At 70.7% G+C, this 22881-nt stretch carries 9 protein-coding genes; 5 read left to right on the top strand and 4 right to left on the bottom strand.

The features are described 5' to 3' along the window. Positions 1-2: 2 nt before the first annotated feature. The 5 genes from AORI_RS82445 (at position 3) to AORI_RS63695 (ending at position 19249) form a co-directional block, all read left to right on the top strand. Positions 3-7763, top strand: a complete 7761-nt coding sequence (locus tag AORI_RS82445) for a non-ribosomal peptide synthetase (RefSeq protein ID WP_016334872.1) — start codon at positions 3-5, stop codon at positions 7761-7763. Positions 7764-7767: 4 nt separating this feature from the next. Beyond that, positions 7768-14610 carry a non-ribosomal peptide synthetase gene (locus tag AORI_RS63680; RefSeq protein WP_016334873.1) on the top strand — a complete coding sequence of 2281 codons (6843 nt, stop codon included), beginning with the start codon at positions 7768-7770 and terminating at the stop codon, positions 14608-14610. Beyond that, positions 14607-16079 (top strand): MFS transporter, encoded by a 1473-nt coding sequence (locus AORI_RS63685; RefSeq protein WP_063751882.1) that lies wholly within the window; start codon positions 14607-14609, stop codon positions 16077-16079. Before AORI_RS63680 ends, AORI_RS63685 begins: the two co-directional genes overlap by 4 nt. Continuing rightward, positions 16079-18352 carry a lantibiotic dehydratase gene (locus AORI_RS63690; RefSeq protein WP_043848171.1) on the top strand — a complete coding sequence of 758 codons (2274 nt, stop codon included), beginning with the start codon at positions 16079-16081 and terminating at the stop codon, positions 18350-18352. The genes AORI_RS63685 and AORI_RS63690 overlap by 1 nt, the downstream gene beginning before the upstream one ends. A 267-nt stretch (positions 18353-18619) precedes the next feature. Beyond that, positions 18620-19249: a hypothetical protein gene (locus tag AORI_RS63695; RefSeq protein WP_016334876.1), complete on the top strand. Its 630-nt coding sequence runs from the start codon at positions 18620-18622 to the stop codon at positions 19247-19249. A gap of 164 nt (positions 19250-19413) precedes the next feature. On the opposite strand, the gene AORI_RS63700 is transcribed toward AORI_RS63695, so the two are convergent. The 4 genes from AORI_RS63700 to AORI_RS63715 all read right to left on the bottom strand — a co-directional run bounded on the left by AORI_RS63700 (position 19414) and on the right by AORI_RS63715 (position 22673). Further along, entirely contained in the window at positions 19414-19845 is a 432-nt protein-coding gene (locus AORI_RS63700) for a hypothetical protein (RefSeq protein ID WP_016334877.1), read from the bottom strand. A gap of 26 nt (positions 19846-19871) precedes the next feature. Next, complete coding sequence (locus AORI_RS63705; RefSeq protein WP_043848172.1) at positions 19872-20762, bottom strand: hypothetical protein; 891 nt, start codon at positions 20760-20762, stop codon at positions 19872-19874. Between the two features lie 113 nt (positions 20763-20875). After that, on the bottom strand, positions 20876-21268 hold the full coding sequence (locus AORI_RS63710) for a hypothetical protein (protein ID WP_043848904.1): 393 nt from the start codon (positions 21266-21268) through the stop codon (positions 20876-20878). Between the two features lie 625 nt (positions 21269-21893). Further along, positions 21894-22673 (bottom strand): hypothetical protein, encoded by a 780-nt coding sequence (locus AORI_RS63715; protein WP_228688159.1) that lies wholly within the window; start codon positions 22671-22673, stop codon positions 21894-21896. Positions 22674-22881: the final 208 nt, after the last annotated feature.

Below are 22881 nucleotides of genomic sequence, written 5' to 3' on the forward strand. Positions count from 1 at the left end.
CGATGAGCGACCCCCGTCCCTCCCTGCCCCTGACCGCCGGGCAGCGCGGCCTGTGGTTCCGGCTGCAGCTCGCCCCCGGCTACCGCGGATACAACCAGCGCTACCCCTGGCTGCTTCAGGGAGAACTCGACGTCGAAGCGGTCCGCCTGGCGGTGACCGGGGTGGTGTCCAGGCACGACGCGCTGAGGACCCGGTTCGTGCTCGGAGGCGACGACCCGATGCGGGTCGTCGAGCCGCCGGCCCCCGTCCCGGTCCCCCTCGTCGAGCTTTCCGGCGGACCGGAGCCGGTGACGGAGGCGCTGGACCGGTACGTCGACGCCGAGGGCGTGACCCCGTTCGACCTGACCGCAGGCCCGCCACTGCGGGTGTCGTTGCTGCGGCTGGCCGAAGACCGGCACGTCCTGTTGCTGTCGGTGCATCACCTGGTCTTCGACGGCAGGTCGGCCGGGGTCTTCCGGCGTGAGTTCGCCGAACTGTACGAGGCGGCGACGCAAGGACGGGAAGCCCGGCTCCCCGTACCCGACCGGTCCGGGACGAGCGAGGATGGATCCGGATCCGCCGGGCAGCTGGCCTATTGGCGTGACCGGCTCAGCGGCCTGGAACCACTGGCCCTGCGCGGCGATCGGCCACGGCCCGCCGTACGGACCGGCGCGGGAGCCATCGCGCGGGTCTCCCTCGGCGCTGAGGACGCCCGGCTGCTGCGCACATTGGGTGGACCGCACCGGGCGACCTTGTTCATGACCGGACTGACGGCGTTCCAGATCCTGCTGTCGCGCTTCACCGGACAGCGTGATCTCTCGATCGGGGTGGCCAGCGCGGGCGGCGCCGGGCCCGCCTCGCCGATCGGGTTCTCCGTCAACACGTTGGTGATCCGCGCGGATCTGACCGGCGAGCCCGATTTCGGGACGTTGCTGGAACGGACCCGCGACCGGGTGCTGGAAGCCTTCGCCCACGGCGACGTCCCGTTCGAAGAGGTCGTCCGCGAACTGCGACCCGAACTGGATCCCGGCCGGACCCCGCTGTTCCAAGCCATGTTCGGCGTCGAACGGCGCACGAACGACTCGATGGCCGGGATCAGGATCGGCTCCTACCCTCTGCGCACCCAGGGGGTGAACACCGATGTCGCGGTCTCACTCGTCCACCGCGACGGCGGGCTCGACATCGAAGTCACCTACGACACCGAACTGTTCGGACACCGCTGGGCGAGCCGGTTCGCCGACAGCTACCGGACCCTGCTGTCGGCGCTGGTGTCCGCGGGCACCTCGGCCGGCATCGAGGACCTGCCGGTGCTCGCCGCCCCACGGCACGCGCCCCCGAACGGCCCGGTTTCCTCCCCTCCCGAGCCGGTGACGACCTCGTTCGGCCGCTGGGTGGCACGAACCCCCGGCGCGCCCGCCGTCGTATGCGGTCCGGTGACCCTCACCTACGCCGAGCTCGACCGGCGCGCGCGCCTGCTCGCCGGGACACTGCGCGCGCTCGGTGCCGGGCCCGGCACCCGCGTCGGGGTGTCCGTCTCCCGCTCACCCGGGCTGATCGTCGGCCTGCTGGCCGTTCTGCGCACCGGCGGGACGTACGTGCCGCTGGACCCGGCCCATCCGGTGTCCCGGACCCGATGGACCCTGGACGACGCCGGAGTGCGGCTTGTCGTCGAGGACGACCACGAGGCGACGGAGCGTTTCGCCGATGTCGCGCGGGTTTCTCCCACGGTCTCGGACGCCGTCCCCGATCTCGCGAGTCCGGCGGAGCCGAGCCGTGCCCCCGCCTATCTGATCTACACCTCCGGCTCCAGCGGCACCCCGAAGGGCGTGGAAGTCGGCAGGGGCGCACTGGCCGTCCATCTGCGCGCGGCGGCCGCCGCCTTCGGCGTGGGGCAGGGCGATCGAATCGCCCAGATCGCCAACTGCGCTTTCGACGTGTCCCTCGAACAGATCCTCGTCCCGCTGGTCTCCGGAGCGGCGTGCGTGCTGATCGCCGATCCCCGCGCGGCGGACGAGACCGCCGCCGAACTCCTCCGCACCCGTCCGACGGTGCTCAACGTGACCCCGTCCTACGCCGACGCGCTCCTGGCCGAACTGGCCGGGCTGGACGGCGCCGGCTGGGAACCCCGGCTTCTCGTGCTCGGAGCGGAAGCCCTGACCGGAGGTCAGCTCACCGGCTGGCGGGCCCGCTTCCCCTCGGCCCGGGTGATCAACGCGTACGGCCCGACCGAGGGCGTGGTCACCGCCACCGCCTTCACCGTGCCGGCCGACTGGCCGGAGCACGGCGTGCCGATCGGCACGCCACTGGACGGGCGTACCGCCCACGTTCTCGACGACCGCCTGCGCCCGGTGCCCCCGGGTGCGACCGGTGAGCTCTACCTCGGCGGCGACGCGCTGGCCCGCGGGTACTCCCGGCGTGCGGCGCACACCGCCGAGCGGTTCGTCGCGGCGCCCGGTGGGCACCGCTGGTACCGCACCGGCGACCTGGTCCGGCTCCGGGAGAGCGGCGACCTGGAGTTCCTCGGCCGCGCGGACGAACAGGTCAAGATCCGGGGCCACCGAGTCGAACCCGCCGAGATCGAGTCCGCGCTGGCCGCGCATCCGGACGCGGGAGCGGTGGTGGTCACCGTCCGGGAGGGACGGCTCGTCGCTTATTTCACCGGTGGCGCCGAGTCGTTGCGTGACTTCGCCCGCTCGGTCCTGCCCGGCTACCTGGTCCCGGCGTTCTTCGTCTCGGTCGACCGGCTGCCCCTGACGCCCAACGGCAAGGTCGACCGCGCCGCGCTTCCCGCTCCCGCACCGGAACCCGCCCGCGCTCACCGTCCTCCCGCGACCGCCACCGAACGGACCGTGGCACAGGTCTGGCAGGACGTGCTGGCCGTGCCGCAGGTCGGCCGCGATGACGACTTCTTCGCCCTGGGCGGGCATTCCCTCACCGCGGGCCGGATGATCGCGCGCCTGCGGACCGAACTCGGGACCTCGGTGGGCATGGCCGCGCTGTTCCGGCACCGGACACTCGCCGAGTTCGCGGCGGCGACCGCCGTCGCCGTCTCCCGGCGGCCGGTCACCGGCCCGGACACCGGGCTCCTCTCGGCGAACGAACGACGGCTGCTGCTGGCCCACCAGCTCGATCCCGACAGCGCCGAGTACGTCATCACCCTCGCGTACACAGTGGACGGACCGCTGGACGAGAACGAGCTGCGACGTGCCCTGACCGCATTGTCCGGACGGCATCCGGCCCTGCGCACCCGCTATCGGATCGGTGCCGGGGAACCGGTCCGGCTGGTCGACCCGCCCCGCCCGGCCGAGTTACGGGTCCTCGACCTGCCACGGACCGAACTGGAAGCGTTCCTCGTCAGCGAGGCGGCGTCCCCGATCGATGTGGAGACCGGTCCGCCGGTGCGCTTTTCCTTGCTGCGCAACGGTTCCGCTCCCTCTGCTTTCGTCGTCGCGGTCCATCACATCGTGTTCGACGGCTGGTCCGCCCAGGTGTTCCTGAACGACCTCGCCGAGGCCTACGCCGGGCGTGCCCTTCCGGGAGACGCGGCCCGGGTCGCCGACTTCGCGTCCTGGCAGCGGCAAGCGCTGCTCCCGGCCGAAGCGACGCGGCTGCGCCGGTTCTGGGCGGACCGGCTCCAGGGCGTCGGCCCGCTCGCGCTGCCGACGGATCGTCCACGTCCTGCGCTGCGCTCCACCACGGGCGCGGTGTGGCGGTTCACCGTGCCCGCCGCTCTGCGCTCGATCGTGGAGGAAACCGCCGCCGCACGGGGGATCACCCCGTTCGTGCTCGGCCTGGCCGCCTGGCAGGTCACGCTCGCCAGACTCGGCGGGCGGCATGATTTCGCCGTCGGCACGGTTTCGGCCAACCGCGAACGGCCCGAATTCGACGGCGTGATCGGCTGTCTGGTCAACACCGTGGCCATACGCGCCGATCTCGCCGACTCACCGGAAGACCTGCTGCGCCGTACCCGGGATCAGGTCGTCGACGCGCTTTCCGGCCAGGATCTCCCCTTCGACGAGGTGGTCCGCGCGGTGGGCGGCCGACGGGACCCCGGCAGGCATCCGCTGTACCAGACGATGTTCACCTTGGAGCACCGGCCGGCGCCGCCCCGGCTGGGGGAGGCGATCCTGCGCCGGGTGCCGCCGCCGTACGCGGCGGCCAAGGAGGACATCACCCTTTCGCTGGTCTTCGACGAGGGCACCGCCGGGATCGCGGCCGCGCTGACCTACGCGACGAGCCTGTTCGACGAAGCCCGCGTCGCGCGGATGGCCGAAGGCTTCCTGCGCGCGCTGGAGGACATCACCGGCGGGATCGACCTGGCACTCGGCCGTTCCGCTCCCGCCGTCAGGATGTCCGCCGAGACACCGCGCCGGACCGGCCTGGCACCACGGACCGAGATGGAGCGGGCCTTGGCCGGGATCTGGGCGGAAACTCTCGGCCACCCTGAGATCGGGATCGACGAGAACTTCTTCGACCTCGGCGGCGATTCGCTGCTGGCAGGGAAGATCGCCGCCCGTGCCCGCGGCGAACTCGGGGCGGGGCTGCGGCTGCGCGACCTGTTCGAATGCCCCACCGTCGCCGCGCTCGCCGAGCGGATCGCCGCGGTACCGAAGCCGGTGGCCGGGCCGGACCGTTCACCCGCCCTCGAGCACCGCCGCGAACTGTCCTCGGGAGAGCGACGGCTGTGGCTGGCGCAGAACCTGGACCCGGACAGCCTCGAATACACCGTGCCGCTGGTGTACCAGCTGCCCGGCGAGGCCGACGTCGCCGCCTTGAGCGGCGCGCTCACCGAGATCGTGCGACGGCACGAGATCCTGCGCACGCGGTACGTGGCCGACGGAGAGGAGCCCGTCGCCCTCGTGGATCCGCCCACGCCCGTGGCCGTCGACGTGCTGGACATCGGTCGTCTCGACGACGCCGTCGAGGCCGAGCTGCGCCGTCCGTTCGACCTCGCGGCCGGTCCACCGCTGCGGATCCGCGTCCTGCGTTCCCCGGACGGCGGACGGCGGCTCGTCGTCTCGATGCACCACATCGCGGTCGATGGCTGGTCTGTGGCGGTGTTCCTGCGCGAACTGGCCCTGTTCACCGCGGGCGGGAAGGCACCGGAACCGGCCCGCCGGTTCGCCGATCACGTCCGCTGGGAACGGTCCGCCCTCGAATCCGGCCTCCTGGGAGGATCCGAGGAGTTCTGGCGCGCCGAGCTGACCGGCGTGGAGCCACTCGCCCTGCCCACCGACCGTCCCCGGCCCACGCCGCGGTCGTCGACCGGGGACGTCGTGCGGTTCACGATCCCCGCCCGGCTGCGCGAGCGGGCCGAAACGCTCAGCCGCCGCCATGGCGTCACGCTGTTCATGACCGGCCTGGCCGCGTTCCACGTACTGCTGACCCGATGGAGCGGCCAGCACGACGTCACCGCGGCGATCACGGGAGCCCATCGCGACCACGCCGAATACGCCGATGTGATGGGCTACTTCGCCACCACCGTGGTCATCCGGGCCGACCTGGGCGACGATCCGGCGTTCTCGACACTCCTGGCCCGCACCCGCGAACGGGTCCTCACCGCGCTGGGCCACCAGGCACTTCCGTTCGACCGCGTGGTCCGCGCTGTCGCCCCGCCTCGTGATCCGAGCCGTACTCCGCTCTACCAAGCCATGTTCGCGCTGGAAACGGGGGCGACGGAACTGCGGCTCGGTGGGGCCACCGCGGTGCGGCTGCCGCTGAAGACGTTGTCCGCCAAGGAAGACCTCGGGCTCACGCTCGCCGAAGACACCACGAGCGGCGACCTCGTCGGGCATCTGGTCTATGCCACCGACCTGTTCGACCGGGCGACGGCGGCCCGGCTGGCGGAAAGCTACGCCGTACTCCTCGCCGGAGCCGTCACCGCACCGGACACTCCGGTCCGCGGCCTTCCCGTGCTCTCCGACGGCGAACGGGCGCGGGTGACCGCGCTGCGCGCCCCGGCTCCGGAGTCCCCGCCCTCGGTCCATCACGCGTTCGAGCAGCAGGTCCTGAAGACACCGGACCGGGCGGCGGTCCGGTTCGACGGCGTGGACACCGGCTACGCCGAGCTGAACCGGCGCGCCAACCGCCTCGCCCACCGTCTCCGCGCCGCGGGCGCCGGCCCGGAGGTCCCCGTCGCCGTCTGTCTCCCACGATCCGCGGACACCGTCGCCGCCCTGCTCGCCGTGCTGAAATCGGGCGGCACCTACCTCCCGCTCGACCCGGCGTACCCCGACGAGCGGTTGCGCTGGACAATGACCGACACCGCGGCTGCCGTGCTGGTCTGCACCAGCGAGGCCGCCGCGCGGTTCGACGGGCTGGGCCTGCGCGTCGTCCGCACGGACGCCCTCGCCGACGCCGCTCCCGACGGGAACCCGGAACCCCGGGGAGGACCCGGCGACGCCGCCTACGTGATCCACACCTCCGGCTCGACCGGGACCCCCAAAGGCGTGGTGGTCGAGCACCGTTCCCTCGCCGCGCACTGTCAGGCCGCGCGGGAGCTCTACGACCTCGACGGGGACCGGGTCCTGCAGCTGGCCTCGACCAGTTTCGACGCCTCGCTGGAACAGATCCTGCCCGCGCTGACCTCGGGGTCGACCGTGGTACTGCGCGGGGACGGTGTGCTCGGCGCGGCCGAACTGGCCACAGCGCTCGCGGACGGCGCGATCACGGTGTGCGAGCTGACCCCGGCCTACTGGGAGGACCTGGTGACCGTGGTGGCCGAGGGGATCCACCCGGCGCCCCCGGCGTTGCGGCTGCTCGTGCTCGGCGGCGACACCGTGCCCGCCGGGACGCTGCGCCGCTGGCTCGCGGCCACGGACGTCCCGGTGGTCAACACCTACGGGCCGACCGAATCCACCATCACCGCGACGGCTTTCACCGCGCACCGCGACTGGGCCGGCGAGCGGGTACCGATCGGCGTGCCGTTCCCCGGCCGCGAAGTACACCTGCTCGACGCCCGGCTCGCCCCGGTTCCCGGCGGGGTCGTCGGGGAGATGTACCTGGGCGGCGCCGGAGTGGCCCGGGGCTATCTGGGCCGCCCGGGCCTCACCGCGGGCCGGTTCGTGGCCGATCCGTTCGGTCCGCCCGGTTCCCGGCTGTACCGCACCGGCGACCTGGCCCGGCTCAGGCCGGACGGCACACTGGAGTTCCACGGCCGGGCCGACCGGCAGGTCAAGATCCGCGGGTTCCGGATCGAACCCGGCGAGATCGAGTCCGCCCTCACCGCGCACCCCGCCGTGCGCGCGGCCGCGGTGATCGCCCGCGAAGACGTGCCGGGAGACCGGAAGCTGACCGCATACCTGACCGGGGAACCCGTCGACACCGCCGACCTGCGCCGCTTCCTCGCTTCGAGGCTGCCCGGGCACCTGGTCCCCTCGGTCTTCGTCCCCTTGACGGAACTGCCCCTGACCACCAACGGGAAGCTCGACGAAACCCGGCTGCCCGCACCAGCCGAGCACGCCGCACCGCCGGTCGTCGTCCCCGAAACACCCACGGAACAGGCCGTGGCCCGGATCTTCGCGGAGGTCCTCGGTGTCCCCGCTGTGGGCGCGCTGGACGACTTCTTCGGCCTGGGCGGGCATTCGCTGGCGGCGAACCGCGTGTGTGCCCGTGCCCACGCGGCGTTCGGCATCGAACTCCCCCTCCCTGCGGTGTTCCGGCATCCGACGGTTCGCGACCTGGCCACCGCGGTCGAAGAACTGGTGTGGGCACGCGTGCGGGGCATGACCGACGAGGAGATCGCCGAGGCGGTAGCCGCGCATTCCGAGACGAAGGACCGGTGACACGATGACGGATCTCGACGCGACCGAGCTGCGGGCCCGCCTCGCCGGAATGCTCCTCGGTGGCAACTCCCCCGGCCGGGTCTCCCCGGTGCGGCAGGCCGGACCCCTGCCCGCGACCCCGGCCCAGACCGGGCTGTGGTTCCACGACGAGCTGTTCGGCGGCAGCGCGGCCTATACCGTTCCCCTCGCCCTGCACGTGCCGGGACCGCTGTCGCTGGATCGCGTCCGTGCCGCCACGGACGCTCTCGTCGTCCGCCACGACGCCCTGCGCACCCGGTTCGCCTACCGCGACGGCAAAGTGTGGCAGGAAGTCCGCCCGGGCCCGGCCGCCTCCGTCGCGGTGCACGAGGTGAGCGGCCTGCGGGCCGCCGGAGACCTGATCCGCGACCTGGTCGCTGAGCCGCTCGACCTGGCCGACGGGCCGCTGTTCGAGACCGCTGTCCTCCGGATCGCCGACGGCGGGCACGTCCTCGTGTTCCGTGTCCACCACGCCGTGTTCGACGGCTGGTCCGCGAACATCCTGCTCCGCGAGTTCACCGAGCTGTATCACCGGCGGCCGCTCCCGCCGACCGCACTCCGGTTCGCCGATTTCGCGCATCGGCAGCACGTGCTGATCGAGGGTCCGGAAGGCGAACGGCGGCTGAGGTTCTGGAAACGGGAACTGGACGGCGTTCCGGCGCTGGACCTGCCTGCCGACCGGCCACGGTCCACCGACCGCTCGGACCGGGGCGCGCTGGCCGCCTTCACGATCGAACCCGCGGTGGCCGAAGCCCTCGGCACGCTCGCCCGCGCGCACGGCTGCACCCTGTTCATGGCCGGGATGGCCGCCTTCCAGGTGCTGCTCGGCCGCTTCTGCGGGCAGCACGACTTCGTGGTGGGCACCGCGACGGCCAACCGCCCCGGGACCGGCTACGAGGACGTCATCGGGTTCTTCGCCAACACGGTCCTGATTCGCGGGGATCTCTCCGGTGAACCGGATTTCGCCGATCTCCTCGGCCGCACCCGCGAGCGGTGCCTTGCCGCCTTCGAGCACCAGGACCTGCCTTACGAACACCTCGCGCGGGAGTTGCGGCCAGGCCGGGATCCGTTGTGCCAGGCGGTGTTCAACCTCGACGCCGAGGTTCCGCCGCCGGGCCCGGAGTTCGACGGCGTCCCAGCCGAACCGCTGGGTTTCACCACGGACACGGCCAAGTTCGACCTCGTACTGAGCCTCGCCCGTGAACGGTCCGGCGGGTTCAGAGGGTCGCTGGAATACTCGACCGACCTGTTCGACCGGGAGACCGCCGCCAGGATGGCCCGCGGGTACGCCGAGTTGGTCGGCCGGATCGCGCGGGGCGCGACGGTGCCGATCGGCTCGCTGCCGGTGCTGTCCGCCGCGGAGGAGAAGCTGCTGGCGGCCGGGCTCGACGGCGGACCGGATCCGGCGGGATCGCTTGTGCACGCCGTGTTCCGGGAGCGGATGCCGGAGGACGCGGACACGGTCGCCGTCGTCTGCGGGGACGAGGAACTGACCTATCGCGACCTCGACATCCGGGCGAACCGGCTCGCGCACCGGCTGCTGACGCTGGGGGTCCGCCGGGGTGACCGGGTCGCGATCGGACTGCCCCGTTCGGTGGATCTGGCGGTCGCCGCGCTCGGTGTCCTGCGGGCCGGCGCCGCCTACGTCCCGCTCGATCTGGCGCATCCCGAGGCCAGACTGCGCTTCGCACTGTCCGATGTGGACGCGAAGGTGCTGGTCACCCGGAGCGGGACCGCCACGGCGGAACTGCTCGCCCGCCGGGTGACGGCGGTGATACGACTGGACGACGACACGACGGCGAAGTGCCCCAGCCATGACCCCGCTGTGCCTCTGAGGCCCGAGGACCTGGCGTATGTGATCCACACGTCCGGCTCCACCGGTGTGCCCAAGGGCGTCGGCGTCACCCACGCCAACGTGACCACCCTGATCGAGGCCAACCGCGAAACCCTGCCGAGCTCGCCCGCCGACGTCTGGGCGTGCGCGCATTCGTTCGCCTTCGACTTCTCCGTCTGGGAACTGTGGGGCGCGCTGCTCTCCGGCGGCCGCGTGGTCATCGTCCCGGCCGAAACGGTGCGCGCTCCCAAGGCGTTCGCGGATCTGATCGTGCGCACCGGGGTCACCGTGCTCAACCAGACTCCCACCGCCTTCGGCCATCTCGGCCCGGCGCTCTCGGCCCGCCGGGCGGAACTGCGCCTGCGCCGGGTGGTCTTCGGCGGTGAAGCGCTCGCGCCGTCCGAACTGGCGGACTGGACCGATCGCGCGGGCCTCGACCAGATCGAACTGGTCAACATGTACGGGATCACCGAGACCACCGTGCACGTGACCTTGCACCGGCTCACCCCGGCGGATCTGCCGGTGCCGGTCAGCCCGGTGGGCGGGCCGTTCCCGGGGCGCCGGATCCACGTCCTCGACGAGCGGCTGCGGCCGGTCCCGCCTGGCGTGCGGGGCGAACTGTACATCGCGGGAGCGGGCCTGGCCCGCGGCTACCTCGGCCGCCCGGATCTCACGGCGGCGCGGTTCGTCGCCGATCCGTTCGGTCCGCCCGGTTCCCGGCTGTACCGCAGCGGGGACCTGGCGCGTAGACGCCCGGACGGCACGCTCGAGTACCTGGGGCGCTCCGATCAGCAGGTGAAGATCCGCGGTTTCCGGGTGGAGCCGGGCGAGGTGGAAAGCGCGCTCTCCCGGGTCGACGGGGTCCGCGCGGCGGTCGTGACCGCCGCGCCCGACGGGTACGGCACCCATCGCCTGATCGCCTACCTGACCGGCACCCGTCGTCCTGTCGGCGAGACGCGGGCCCGGCTCCGCAAGGACCTGCCCGACCATCTGGTGCCCTCGATATTCGTCTGGCTGGACGAGTTCCCGCTGACCGCCAACGGAAAGGTCGACCACGCCCGGCTACCCGAGCCTGACCGCGCCCACCCGGATCCCGCCGCCACGGGACCGGCCCCGCGAACCCCTGCCGAGCGGCGGGTGGCGGCGCTGTTCGCCGAGGTGCTGGACATCGGCCGGGTCGGCGCCGACGACGACTTCTTCGATCTGGGCGGTGATTCGATCCTGGCGCTGCGGGTGGCCGGGCGCGCCGCGGAGACGGGGCTGCGGATCAGCGTGCACGACCTGTACCGGCACCGGACGGTCGCCGCGCTGGCCGGAGCCGCACCGGAGACGGGCGGGCCGCGTCCGGAAGTGACCCCGTTCAGCCTGCTGACACCGGAGGATCGCCGGCGTCTGCCCGAGGGGCTGGCCGACGCCTATCCGCAGACGATGATGCAGCGCGCCATCCTCTACGAGATGACCGCGCGGCCCGGGCGGACGCCGTATCACAACGTCACCGGTTTCCTGGTGGACCATTTCACGCCGTTCTCCCGCGACGCGTTGGACCGGGCGGTCGCGGAACTGGTGGCCCGCCACGAAATCCTGCGGACGTCACTGGCACCGGGCGGGTTCGGCGAACCGCTCGCGCTGGTGCACCCGCACGGCGCGCACCGGCCACACGTGGTGGATCTTCGCGCGCTCCCCGAGGACCGGCGCGAAGCCGCCTACAGCGAGTTCTTCCGGCAGGAAAGCGTCACGCCGCTCGATCTGGACCGGCCGCCGTTGCTGCGCCTGGCCGTGCACCGGATGACCGACCGGTGGGCCCGCCTGACCGTCACCGACAACCACGCGATCATCGACGGCTGGAGCCTGACCTCCCTGCTGGCCGATCTGCGCGAGCTGTACGACGCCGGGATCACCGGCAGGACGGTGCCCGAGTTCCGGCCGCCGCCATCGTTCGCCGAGTACGTCGCGCTCGAAGCGCGGGCCAAGAAGTCCTTCGAGGCACGGGAATACTGGGCAGGACAGGCACGGGCGCTGACCCCCGCGACCCTGCCCGAGCCCGACGTCGACCCCGGCGACGACCAAGGCGTCCACGAGATCGAGATGTCGTTGGAGGAGCTGACCGAACGTCTGCGCGCCGCCGCCGCGGCCGCAGGGGTACCGCTCAAGACGGTGATGATCGCGGCGCACCTGCGCGCTCTGCAGATCCTCTCCGGCACCACAGCGGTGTCGACCGGGCTGACCTGCAACGGCCGCCCCGAGCTGCCGGGTGCCGAGCGGATGCGCGGACTGTTCCTGACCCTCGCGCCGTTCGGCGTCACCGAAACCCCCGCGACCTGGCGGGAGTTCCTGCGCGCGGTGTTCGCGAAGGAACGCGACATCCAGCCGTACCGCCGTTACCCGACCGCGTCGATGGCCAAGGACCGAGGCCACCGGGTTATCACCACACTGGTCAACTACGTCAGCTTCCACAACATCGGCGCGGAGATCTCCGACGACATGCGGGAGGTCGCCTACACCGACCTGCCGCTGGCCGTCACCTTCCACCCCCGGCTGATGACGCTCCAGGCCGACAAGGCGCTCCTCTCCCCTGCCCAGGCCGCAGCCGTCGCCAGGCTCCATCTGACCGTGCTGACGGCCATCGCCGACGGCGGCCCCGGCCCGTTCGATTCGGCGTTCCTCGGCGAAGACGACGTGCAGCCGCTGACCGCCCCCGGCAGGCTCCCTCGGGAAGCCACCCTGCACGAGGCCTTCCGAGCGCGTGCCCGGCAGGCACCCGACCGTGTCGCGATCGCGCCCGCGCTGTCCTACGCCGAATTGGACCGTCGATCCGATGCCGTGGCGGCGGATCTCGCCGGACGCGGCGTCCGGCCCGGTGTCCCGGTGGGAGTGTTCGTCCCGGAACCGGCGGAGCGGGCGGTCGCCTGGCTCGGGGTGCTGAAGGCGGGCGCGGCCGTGGTCCCGCTCTCGGACGCCTTCTTGCCTGCCGGGTGCGGGGCGCGGGCGGTGGTGTCCACCGTCGCCGAAGCGCGTTTCGGCCGGGTTCCCGTCCATCCTGTGACGGACCGGGAATCGGCGGCGCCGGTCACCGTGGTCGCGGGGGACCTCGCCGTCGGCGCGCTCTCGCATCGGGCGATCCTCAGCCGCGTCGCCCGCACGGCGAAGGCGAGCCTGAACCTCGGGCCGGACGACGACGTGGACGCGTTCTGGGGCCCCTTGCTGGGCGGCGGCCGGTTCGTGCCCGGGCCCGTTTCCCCGCCCGACGCCGGACGGACGCGAGCGTTGATCGCGCTGCACCGGGTCAGGCGGCTGACCCTCACGGCCGCCCTGGGCGCCCGGTTGCTCGACGAGGACCCGCAATGTCTGTCCGAAGTGGACGAACTGTGGGTGAGCGGGGAACTGCCGCCGTGGTGCTTGGACCTCCTCCCGGACGGGATCACGGTGGTCACCGGCTACGGCAGTCCCGAAGCCGGGCTTTTCACCACCCGGAAAGAGAACCCGGGCGCACCGGGATACCGGCCGGCGCCGGGGGCGCGGATCACCGTGCTCGACGCGCAAGGCCTTCCGGCACCCGCCGGGGTCACCGGTGAGATCCATCTGGCCGATCATCCCGGCGGGCGCCCCTTCGCTACCGGCGATCTCGGCTGGATCGACGGGAACCGCACCCTCCGCGTCCTCGGTCCCGCGGCGCACCAGCTCCGGGTGCGGGGCGTCCGGGCCGACACCGCCCGCATCCGGACGGTCCTGTGCCGGCACCCGCAAGTGCGCGACGCGCTGGTGATACCGGTCGCGGGCCGGCTGACCGCCTACTTGACCGGTACGCGCACCGATCTGCGGCCGTTCGCCGCCGAACAGCTGCCCGGTCCCCTCGTGCCGGAGGCATGGACCTGGCTCGATGCCTTCCCGCTCTCCTCGGACGGACTCGTCGACGTCGGCGTGCTTCCCCCTCCGGAGCCCGAGCAGGAGGAGACCCGGCCACGGGTCGCCGCCGCGTCGGCGACCGAGACCACGCTCGCCACGATCTGGGCGGAGGTGCTGGATCTGGACGAAGTCGGGGTCACCGACGACTTCTTCGAGCTCGGCGGCGACTCGATGACCCTGCTGGACATGCGCTCGGCGGCCCAGTACGCCGGGATCACCCTGACCGTCCCGATGGTGTTGGAGCATCCGACGATCAGGGGCCTGGTGACCGCGCTGTCGGCATCGACGCCGGCGAGCCCACCGGCGTCGGCGAATCTGATCCGGTTGCGTGCGGGCGGCCCCCGCGCGCCGCTCTATCTGGTGCATCCCACCGGCGGCAGTGTCCGCTGGTACGTCAAACTGGCGGGGCTGATCGGCCAGGACCGCCCGGTGCTGGCGTTCCAGGCCCCCGGATCCGACGGCGTGGGCGACACACCGGAAACCGTGGAGGCGCTGGCGAAGGCCTACGTCGCCGACCTCCTCGCCACCGGGCAGGTGGAGCCGTTCACCTTGTGCGGCTGGTCCTTCGGCGCGGTGCTCGTCCACGAGATGGCCCGGCAGCTGCACGCGGCGGGACGCCGGGTCGATCCGCCGCTGTTGCTGGACCCGCCGATGCCGACCGCCGCCGAGGCGAGCCGGGTCGCCGAGCAGGCCGGTCTTCTCCGCGAGGCCGAAGAACTCGTGGCGACGCTCCCCCACGGCCACTCCCCGGGACGCGACCGGCAGCTGGCCCGGATCCTCGACCTGCTCCGGCGTTCCCAGGCGATGGGGGTGACCACCGAATCGGTGGAAGGACTGCCGCTGCGGATGTGGCGGGCCCTCCTCCAGGCGCTGGCGGATCACCGGCACGGCCTCTACGACGGTCCCGCCGTCCTGGTGCTGGCCCGCGAACGGACCGACTCCGGCCACGCCGACCAGGTCAGGCTGTGGACGGGACTCACCACCGGGCTGACCGTGCACACCGTCGAGGGCGGTCACATGGACATCGTGGACTCGTCGGCACCGGAAGTCGCCGCGATCATCCGTGCGGCGCCCGCCGAGCGGCCGCGGTGAGGTGGCCGGTACGCGCGTTGCTGCTGGCGGGAGGGATCTCCGCCTTCGGCTCGCAGATGAGCATGCTGGCACTGCCCTGGTTCGTGCTGGAGCAGACCGGCTCGGCCGGACGGGCCGGCCTGGTCTTCGCCGCGCAGATCCTGCCCACCGCGCTACTCGGCCTCCTCGGCGGCGAGGTCGTGCAGCGGTTCGGGCCCCGCCGGGTGATGGTGTGCTGCGACGCCGCGCGGGCGCCGGTGATCGCGCTGGTGCCGGTGCTGCACGCCGCACAGATGCTCAGCTTCGGCCTGCTGCTCGGGATCGTGGTGGTGCTCGGCGTGTTCACCATCCCCTATCTCACCGCGCAACGGCTGCTGGGCACGGAACTGACACACGGTGACGCCGTGGCGGTCACCAGGGTCAACAGCGTGCTCGAAGGAACGGTGAATCTCGCCGCGTTCGCCGGTCCCGCGGTGGCCGGGCTGCTGCTGACCGCCTTGTCACCCGGTCAGGTGCTGCTCGCCGACGCGGGCACCTACGCGGTGTCCGCCCTGCTCCTGTCGGCTGTGCCCGCCGTCGGCTCGGGCCGGGGAACCGCCGAGGCCCCACGAGGACTGCTGGCCGGGCTGGGATATCTGCGCGGGGACCGGTTCCTTGGCATGGCGGCCGTGTCGAGCGTGCTCTACGGCCTGCTGTTCCGGATGCTCTGGATCGCCCTGCCGCTACTGGCCTTCCAGCGCTTCGACGGCGACCCGGCGGTCGGCGGGCTGCTCGTCGCCTGCTCCGGGGCCGGCGCGGTGCTCGGCTCGATCACCGCCTACCTCGTGGCGTCGCGCTTCCCGCCCCGGCTGCTCGCCGCGGGGGCGGCGATCGTGATCGCCCTGCCGTTGTGGGTACTGGTCACCGGCGCCGCGCTGCCCTGGCTGCTGGCCGCGCTCGCGGTGTCCGCGGCGGCGGTACCCGTGCTGAACGCGCCCTACTTCACCCTGCTGACCACCCGCGTCCCCCCGGTGTGGCGGCCGAAGGTGCTCCAGGCGGTGATCACCGTCAACGCACTCGGCGGGCCCGCCGGGTTCCTCCTCGCGGGGTTCCTCATCGACCGTGCCGGGCTCGACCCGGTGCTGTACCTCGTCGCCCTGGTGGCGACCTTCGCCAGCGCCGTCTTCGTCACCGCGGCCTGGCGAGCAGGCCCGGCCCCCGATACCGGAAAGGCAGTACCGATGAACGAAAACGCACCGGCCGTCGAACGGACACGCACCGAGACGGCCGCGATCATCCTCAAGTTGTACCGAGCGGCCCTCGACAACGACGCGCTCACCGCCGACAGCGACTTCTTCGAATCCGACGGGGACTCCATGGCGGCGTTCGAGCTGACCGTCGGCGTGCTCCGGGAGCTGGGCGTCGAACTGCCGGTGGGCGCGGTTTTCACCCATCCCTCGCCCGACATGCTGACCGACGCGGTACTCGCCGTCGCCGCCGGGCGGGCGTGATGAGCACGCTGGTCCCGATCGGGCGCCGGTGGTCACTCTGGCCGCAGCTGGTCCTGCGCGGCGCGGGCTTCCCGGCAGCGGGCGTGCTCCGGCTCGCTCCCGAAGGCCTGGCCGCGGCGGCGGACGCGATCGCAGGCGAAGCACCGGACAGCACCCGGCGCGCGGCGTTCGAGGACGCCTATCGTCAGGCGGCGGTCGACACCGCGTTCGTCCTGCGGGAGATCGCCGCGGACGATCGCTTCCGGGCCGCGATCACCTGGCAGAACCAGTCCGTCGTGGACGGAACGCTCACCCCCTTCCTCGCCTGGACTCCGACCGTCGCGAGCAGGACGAACATGCCGCGCAAGCGCGAGGAGCTGGTCGCCCGCTACTGGCAGAGGTTCTGCGTCAAGAACGACACGATCGGATTCTTCGGACCGGTGGGCTGGGGGCGATTCGATCCGGCGCTGACCGGGATCCGGATCGCCACCGCACCGGAACTGATCGAAAGCTCCGAGGTGTACCTGTCGAGCTGGGCGATCGACTCGCTGGCCAAGACACTCGACCGGAAACCGGGCATCCGCCGCTGGCTGGCGCCGCGCCGGGTGCCGTTCGTCCGGCTCGACGACGGACAGGTCCACGTACCGGGCAGGCCACCGGTCCCGATCGGCCCGGAACAGGAAAAGATCTTCGCGCTGTGCGACGGCGTCCTCACCGCGGACGAGATCGGCCGCCGTACCGGCGTGGAGGACACGGCTCGGCTGTTGGAGCGGATGTGCGACGACCGCTGGCTGACCTGGCGGCTGGAGGTGCCGGCCGGGCCTCGTCCCGAGAGGGCGCTGCGAACGCTGCTGGACCGGATCGGCGAGGACCGGTTGCGCCGCGAGTGCCTGGAAACGGTGGAGCTGCTGGAGTCCCGGCTCGGTGAAGTCCGTACCGCGGCGAACGCCGATTCGCTGGGCACCGCGTTGTCCGCGCTCGGCGACGACTTCACCGGTTTGACCGACGTGGCCTCCCTCCGGGAGAAGGGGGCGCGGGTCGCACCGTGCCGGGCAGTGGCCTACGCCGACGCCCGCCGGGGCGACCGGGTCCTTCTCGGCACCCGGGTGGCCGAGGAACTCGCACCGCTGGAACTCTTCCTGACCAGCGCGAGATGGATGGCCACCGAACTGGCCCGGCGCACGTCGGAACGCGCCAAGGCCATCCTGTCCGGGCTCGGTCCCGGACCGGTCGACCTGGCCTCCTTCTGGTTCGCGTGCATGCCTTTGCTGCACGGAGACGCCCCTGCCGACGCCGCGGACATCCAAGCGGAATTCCGGCGTCGGTGGTCCACGCTCCTGCCCGCCGAAGGCAGCCGGACGACCCTGTCGGCCGATTCACTGCGGCCCCGGGTGGAAGAGCTGTTCCCCGTGCCGCCGGGGACTTCCGGCTGGGCGGCTTCACGGTACGTCAGCCCGGACGTGCTGCTGCTGGCGGACAACGAGGAAGCCATCGCACGCGGGGACTTCCAGATCGTGCTGGGCGAACTGCACACCGCGATCAACACGATGGGCGCGTCGGTGTTCCTGACCCAGCACCCCGATGTCGCCGAACTGCTGGACCTGACCACTGGCGACTTCCCCGGCCCGAGGCTGCTCCCCCTGCTGGCCAAAGAGAACCACACCCGGCTGTCCGCCAGGACCCGCCAGTCACTGGTGCGGGAACAGGACTATCAGGTCGCGCTGCTCGACCACACCGCCGCCCCGGCGCGACCACGAGTCGTGCTCAGCGCGGACGCGCTGGTCTCCGAACGCGCCGGGCAGGTCGTGGTCCGGCTGCCCGACGGCCGGGAGTTCGACGTCCTGGAGGTGTTCTCGCAGGCACTGACCCGGCTGGTGATGGACGCGTTCCAGCCCGTCCCCGACCTGCCGCACACCCCACGGATCACAGTGGACCGCCTGGTCGTCGCACGGGAGACCTGGCGGCCACGGGCGGGCGGCCTCTCCTTCGCCCAGTCGAAAACCGAGTCCGAACGATTCCTCCGTGCGCGTGAATGGGCACGGCACAACCGGTTGCCCCGCTTCGTGTTCGCCGTCTCGCCGACCGAGCCACGGCCGCTCTACGTCGACTTCGACAGTCCGGTCTACGTCCAGATCCTGGCGAAGGCCATCCGGCGACTGGCCAGAAAGGACCCCGACGCGACCCTCGTCCTCACCGAAATGCTGCCCACCCCCAAACAGACCTGGCTGACGGACGGCCACAGCGACACCTACACCGCCGAACTCCGCCTCGTCGCCGTGGATCAGCTGGCCTGACCCGCCCGGCGACACCGTTCCCCGACGCGACCACAGCTCACTCCCTGCGGACAGATCACGCCTCCTCATATCGCGTGCTGCACCCGGTAGCTGGAACCGCACTGCTGCGAGGATTTTGTCGTCGTGACATTTCGCGCGAGGAAACGTCAGCGCGTCGGGATCGACGTCGTGTTCCCAGGCGTGGCAGAAGGTCGGCGCCGATCAGCACAGCGCCTGCAGTCTGATCACCGCGGCAGTCCTCCCGGTCTGACGCCGTAGCATTGCGCTGTGCTGGAAGGCGAATACGGCAGTGCGGAGATCGAGGTCCTAGAGTTCGACGCGTCCGTTCGTCGCTGGCCGGGGATGTACTTCGGTGTCTCCCTGGACGATTCGCGGCTGCCGACCAACGTCGTCCGGGTCGTCGTCGGCCACGCCATCCATCCCGCACCGCACCTGGCTGAACCGCACAGTCCCGTGGTGGACGTCGAGATCCTCGGTGACCTGTCCTTCTCGATCACCGACGACCAACTCTGCCGCGCCAAGTCCTGCCAGGTGCCGGGCAGCGGCTATTTCGGGTCGCTGCTCGGCCCGGACCGATGGACACTAGCGGCGGCCGCGGCGTTGAGCCGTCGGACCATTGTGACGGTGTGGCAGGACGGGCACGGCCTACACCAGGAACTGACCGGCCTGCGCCCGATCGGCCCACCCGAGTCCTTCACCGGGCCCCGGGGTTGCGGCACAACGGTGACGATCGAGTTGGATCCCGCCCGCCTTCGCCCGGACGTGGCGATCGACACCAACCTGGAGACGATCGGCCTCTGCCGCGGCGACGACTGCACAGCGAACGCACCGCACTGTGTCACCGTCAACGACCAACGCGGCAAACGGCGATTCGAGAGGACAGCGGCAGGCAGGTGATCGCTGCATAGACGCCAACCTCCGCAGCCTCACCCGCCGTAGACAGCCAGGCCGTACGCGGGCCGCCCGCGTATGAGCCATATGCAGGAACCATCCACCCGAGATGAGCGCCCAGTACACCTGCGGCACCGACTTCCGACGCCTGGGAAGGCGGTGCCTGACCTCTAGGGCCCGGTCGTGTCTTGTTGTGTTTCCCGACGTGGGGTGATGGAGAGGTCTGTGACGCCGGCCCGGGTGAGGGCGTCGACGACACGACCGGAGGCGGCGAAGGCCCAGAACTGGGCCCCGTGGGAGAAGTGCAGGTCTTTACCGGGGTCGCCGTCCTCGATGGCGAGTCCGACGAAATCGCCCAGGGCGCGGCCTTCCCGGTCGACGACGTCGACCGGGAAGGTGCGGTATCCGGTGGCCTCGATCGACGCGAGGACCTCTAGGAAGCGGCGGGAGGCGATCTTGGTGTCGCCGGTCGTCCAGAGCAGGTCCCCGAGCCGTGTCCCGTGGTTCGCGTGAACGAACCGAGGGACGAAACCCAGCCGCTCGGTGTGGCCGTCGTCGATCAGCTGGAAGACGTCAGACCCGTCCGGCAGCAGCCACGGCACCGGCGCGGGCTGCCCGTCATGCTCGATCAGGACCCAGACATCATCGTCTGCAGATCGAGCCTCGAGGATGTAAGTCCGGTCTTGGGCGGACATGTGTAGGTGTACCTGCCTTGGATCGATGCGCGGTAGGCCAGGACCTCGGCCGCAGTCGGATTCGGCTTCTGGGCGAAGAACGTATCCCAGAGTGCGTTGTACTCGGCCGCCTTGCTGGGGTGGTTCCCCGGCACGCCGGGTCGTGAGCACCACCAGCGCAGATAGATCGGATCATGGATGGTCGGGATACCGGCCTTGTTGAACTTCGCTTCGAACTTGCGGGGAAGCGTGTGGTGTGCCGCCGACTCGGCCGGTGCGCCGTGTGTTTGCAGCTCCAGGTTGTAGCGATAGTTGGTATAGGTGAACGGTTTCCCGATCCAGAACAGTGACTGCTTCAGCCCGGTCGGCTCGCCTACCGCGGGCCCCATCTCGGCGGCGAAATCGCCGTCGTGGGAAATGGGTCCGCTGTCTGGCTGAGGAGCGCAGGTCGCAGGAAGGGTGATGCTGGCACTGACAGTCTTGAGGTCCTTACCGCCCTTGGGCGGGTTGGCGGGATCGCCCGGGACGGTGACGACCTGAGGAGCGGACCAGACCGTCAGGAAGTCGATGTCCTTGGTGATGCATTTCGCCCGGAAGCGGACCCTGGCCTGGGACGGTGTCGCGCTGTAGTTGCCCAAGGTGATCGACAACGGGACCGTCATGCCCGGAAGAACCACCACCCGGGCATTGACGTTCACCGACGTACCGGGACTCACCGTGTACGCGGCCGCGGTGACCGGAACAGCAGCGCTATCCGGCTGTGCCGAGGCGCCTGCTGTGGGTGTGACGACGGCGAGCGCCGCAGCGCTGAGTGCGACCAGCGCCCCGCGCATCAATCTGTGCATGAAATCCCCCTTGACGTGAACCGAATGGCGTCACCATCCGGCAGAAACCTGATTATTCAGCCATCACGGCATCGCTAAGCGCACTGCCGTACGGCACGGACACCACGCTTGAGTCAGTCGATCGGGATACTGGTGCATGCCGCCTTGCCCTGCTCCTGGAAGACCCCTGGCTTGATGCGCTCGAAGTACCGCAGGCAGATCAAACCCGATTTGAAAGTCTTGTTGATGTAGAAAAGATGGTTACGCTCCCTGTTCGTCGGCCCTGTGCGCTTGCTGCCGTCGGGAAGAAACACCTCGAAAAACCCTGTCGTATCCATGATCAGGTCACCACGCAGGGCGTCCACCCTCTCAATGGTGCCGTTCTTGCCTTTCGTCGAGTTGCAGTAGTACGCATTGCATACAACCTCAACATCCGCCGACGCCGTACCCGCGAACAGCCCAGTAGAGGCGCCCAGCGTGCACGCCAGAACCACCGCAACCCTTCTCGCTTTCACCGAAATCGACATCACACACTTCACCTTTCCGCATCGACGGGCGCCCACCCGCCGGCTCTTTTCCACTGTTTCAAGGCGCGCCAATTCTGCGCATATTGCACGTACGACCACATGCCGTCGGCGACACGCATGTGTTGCCGACGGAAAAGAACACTTTCAAATCGCCGACACAGCAGAATCCCCGCCGCCACACGACGACCACTGAGCGGCGGAGGCCGCCGTCAGACCAAAAGCCCCATATCCATCAGACCCCCATGTGACATGTCTCGCTCGTCTGTCACATGCCAGCTTGGCAGGCGGTCCCAAGCTCGTCAAGGTGCCGCATACGCCACGACCTGATTGGCTGAACCACCTCCACAGAGCGATCCCTGGAAGTCGAGGCGTCAGACGTCCCGCGAGGGGACTGCGCTGTGGTCGCGGAGCCGTCCGAGCCCGCCCACTGCGAGCAGGGCTGATCCCGAGGCGTCGCGCCGACTCGTAGAACCAGATGTGTGCCTCAGCTGCTCGAGACGGGCCGTCAGTCCAGGTAAATGTGTCCTCGAAGCGAACGATCTCCGGCGCGGAGCACTGACCTGGATGTGACCCATGGCCTCGGACCACACGGGCCAGCAGTTCCCCAACTGTCCCGTTCGGATGGTCAGTTTTGGGTTACCGGCCATGCTGCGGCGGGGTGACACCGCGCCGGGCACGCGAAAATGTAGAGCATGTTGCCGAGGAACAGGCCGTACTGGTCGGAGTTGAATGTGAAGTTCTGGGCAGGCTGGTCCGGGTGCTTGTCGAATCCGGTGTCCTCGGGCACCTGACACACGAATGACAGTTTCTCACCGCAGGGGCAAACGTAGTTCTCGCGTTCCTGCGCCCAGCACGGGACACCACCGACCTTGAACTCGTCCACCCCGTTTCCCCGAGCGGCGAACACCTCATCCGCGGGCCGATCGTCCACCAGCGCGTCTCCGAGCGACCACACCGTGATCCGCTCGGTCGCCGGGCTCAGCTCCAGCAGGCGCGGCTGAAGGTACGACTCCGCGTCACCGGCAGAGTCGGTGTCGTCGCGGTGAAGCAAGATCCGCCAGAACGCGCCCTCACTGTGATCGCTCCCTAGCGGCTGGTCCCAGAACTGCTCCGGCAACCGCTCGGACCCGTCGTCGGCGCCGACCGCGTCGTTGTGCACGGGACACTGGAAGACCAAAAGATGCTCCCCGCCGAACACAGCGACGTCGACCGGAATGTCGACCTGGAAGAACAACACCATCCGTTCACCGCAGAAGCACACCGGCCACGGTTCTCCCACAGGAAGGATCGGCCACCCGCCGACCGAGTCGCGGGTGCCTTGCTCGACCCTCCCGCTCCTCTCGCGTACCAGGTACATCGGGATACCCGACTCGTGAACCACAGGCTGCTCCGGCAACGCGCTCATCCGCATACCGTAGCCGTCAGCCGATCTCGCGAGGGTGACACGGTTGAACATGCTCAATGCAATACGGGTGCTCCAGGACCAGCTCAAGAAACTCGGCCACTGTGCTCGCCGCGATGAACCCGGTTCTCCACTCAGCGCGGAACGACTGAGCGATCAGCGAGTGCCGGTCGTCCTGTAGCGCTGACAGGCGCGATGGTCACCGTCTCGT

The sequence above is a fragment of the Amycolatopsis keratiniphila genome (genome assembly GCF_000400635.2).
GTDB classification, from domain to species: Bacteria; Actinomycetota; Actinomycetes; order Mycobacteriales; family Pseudonocardiaceae; genus Amycolatopsis; species Amycolatopsis keratiniphila.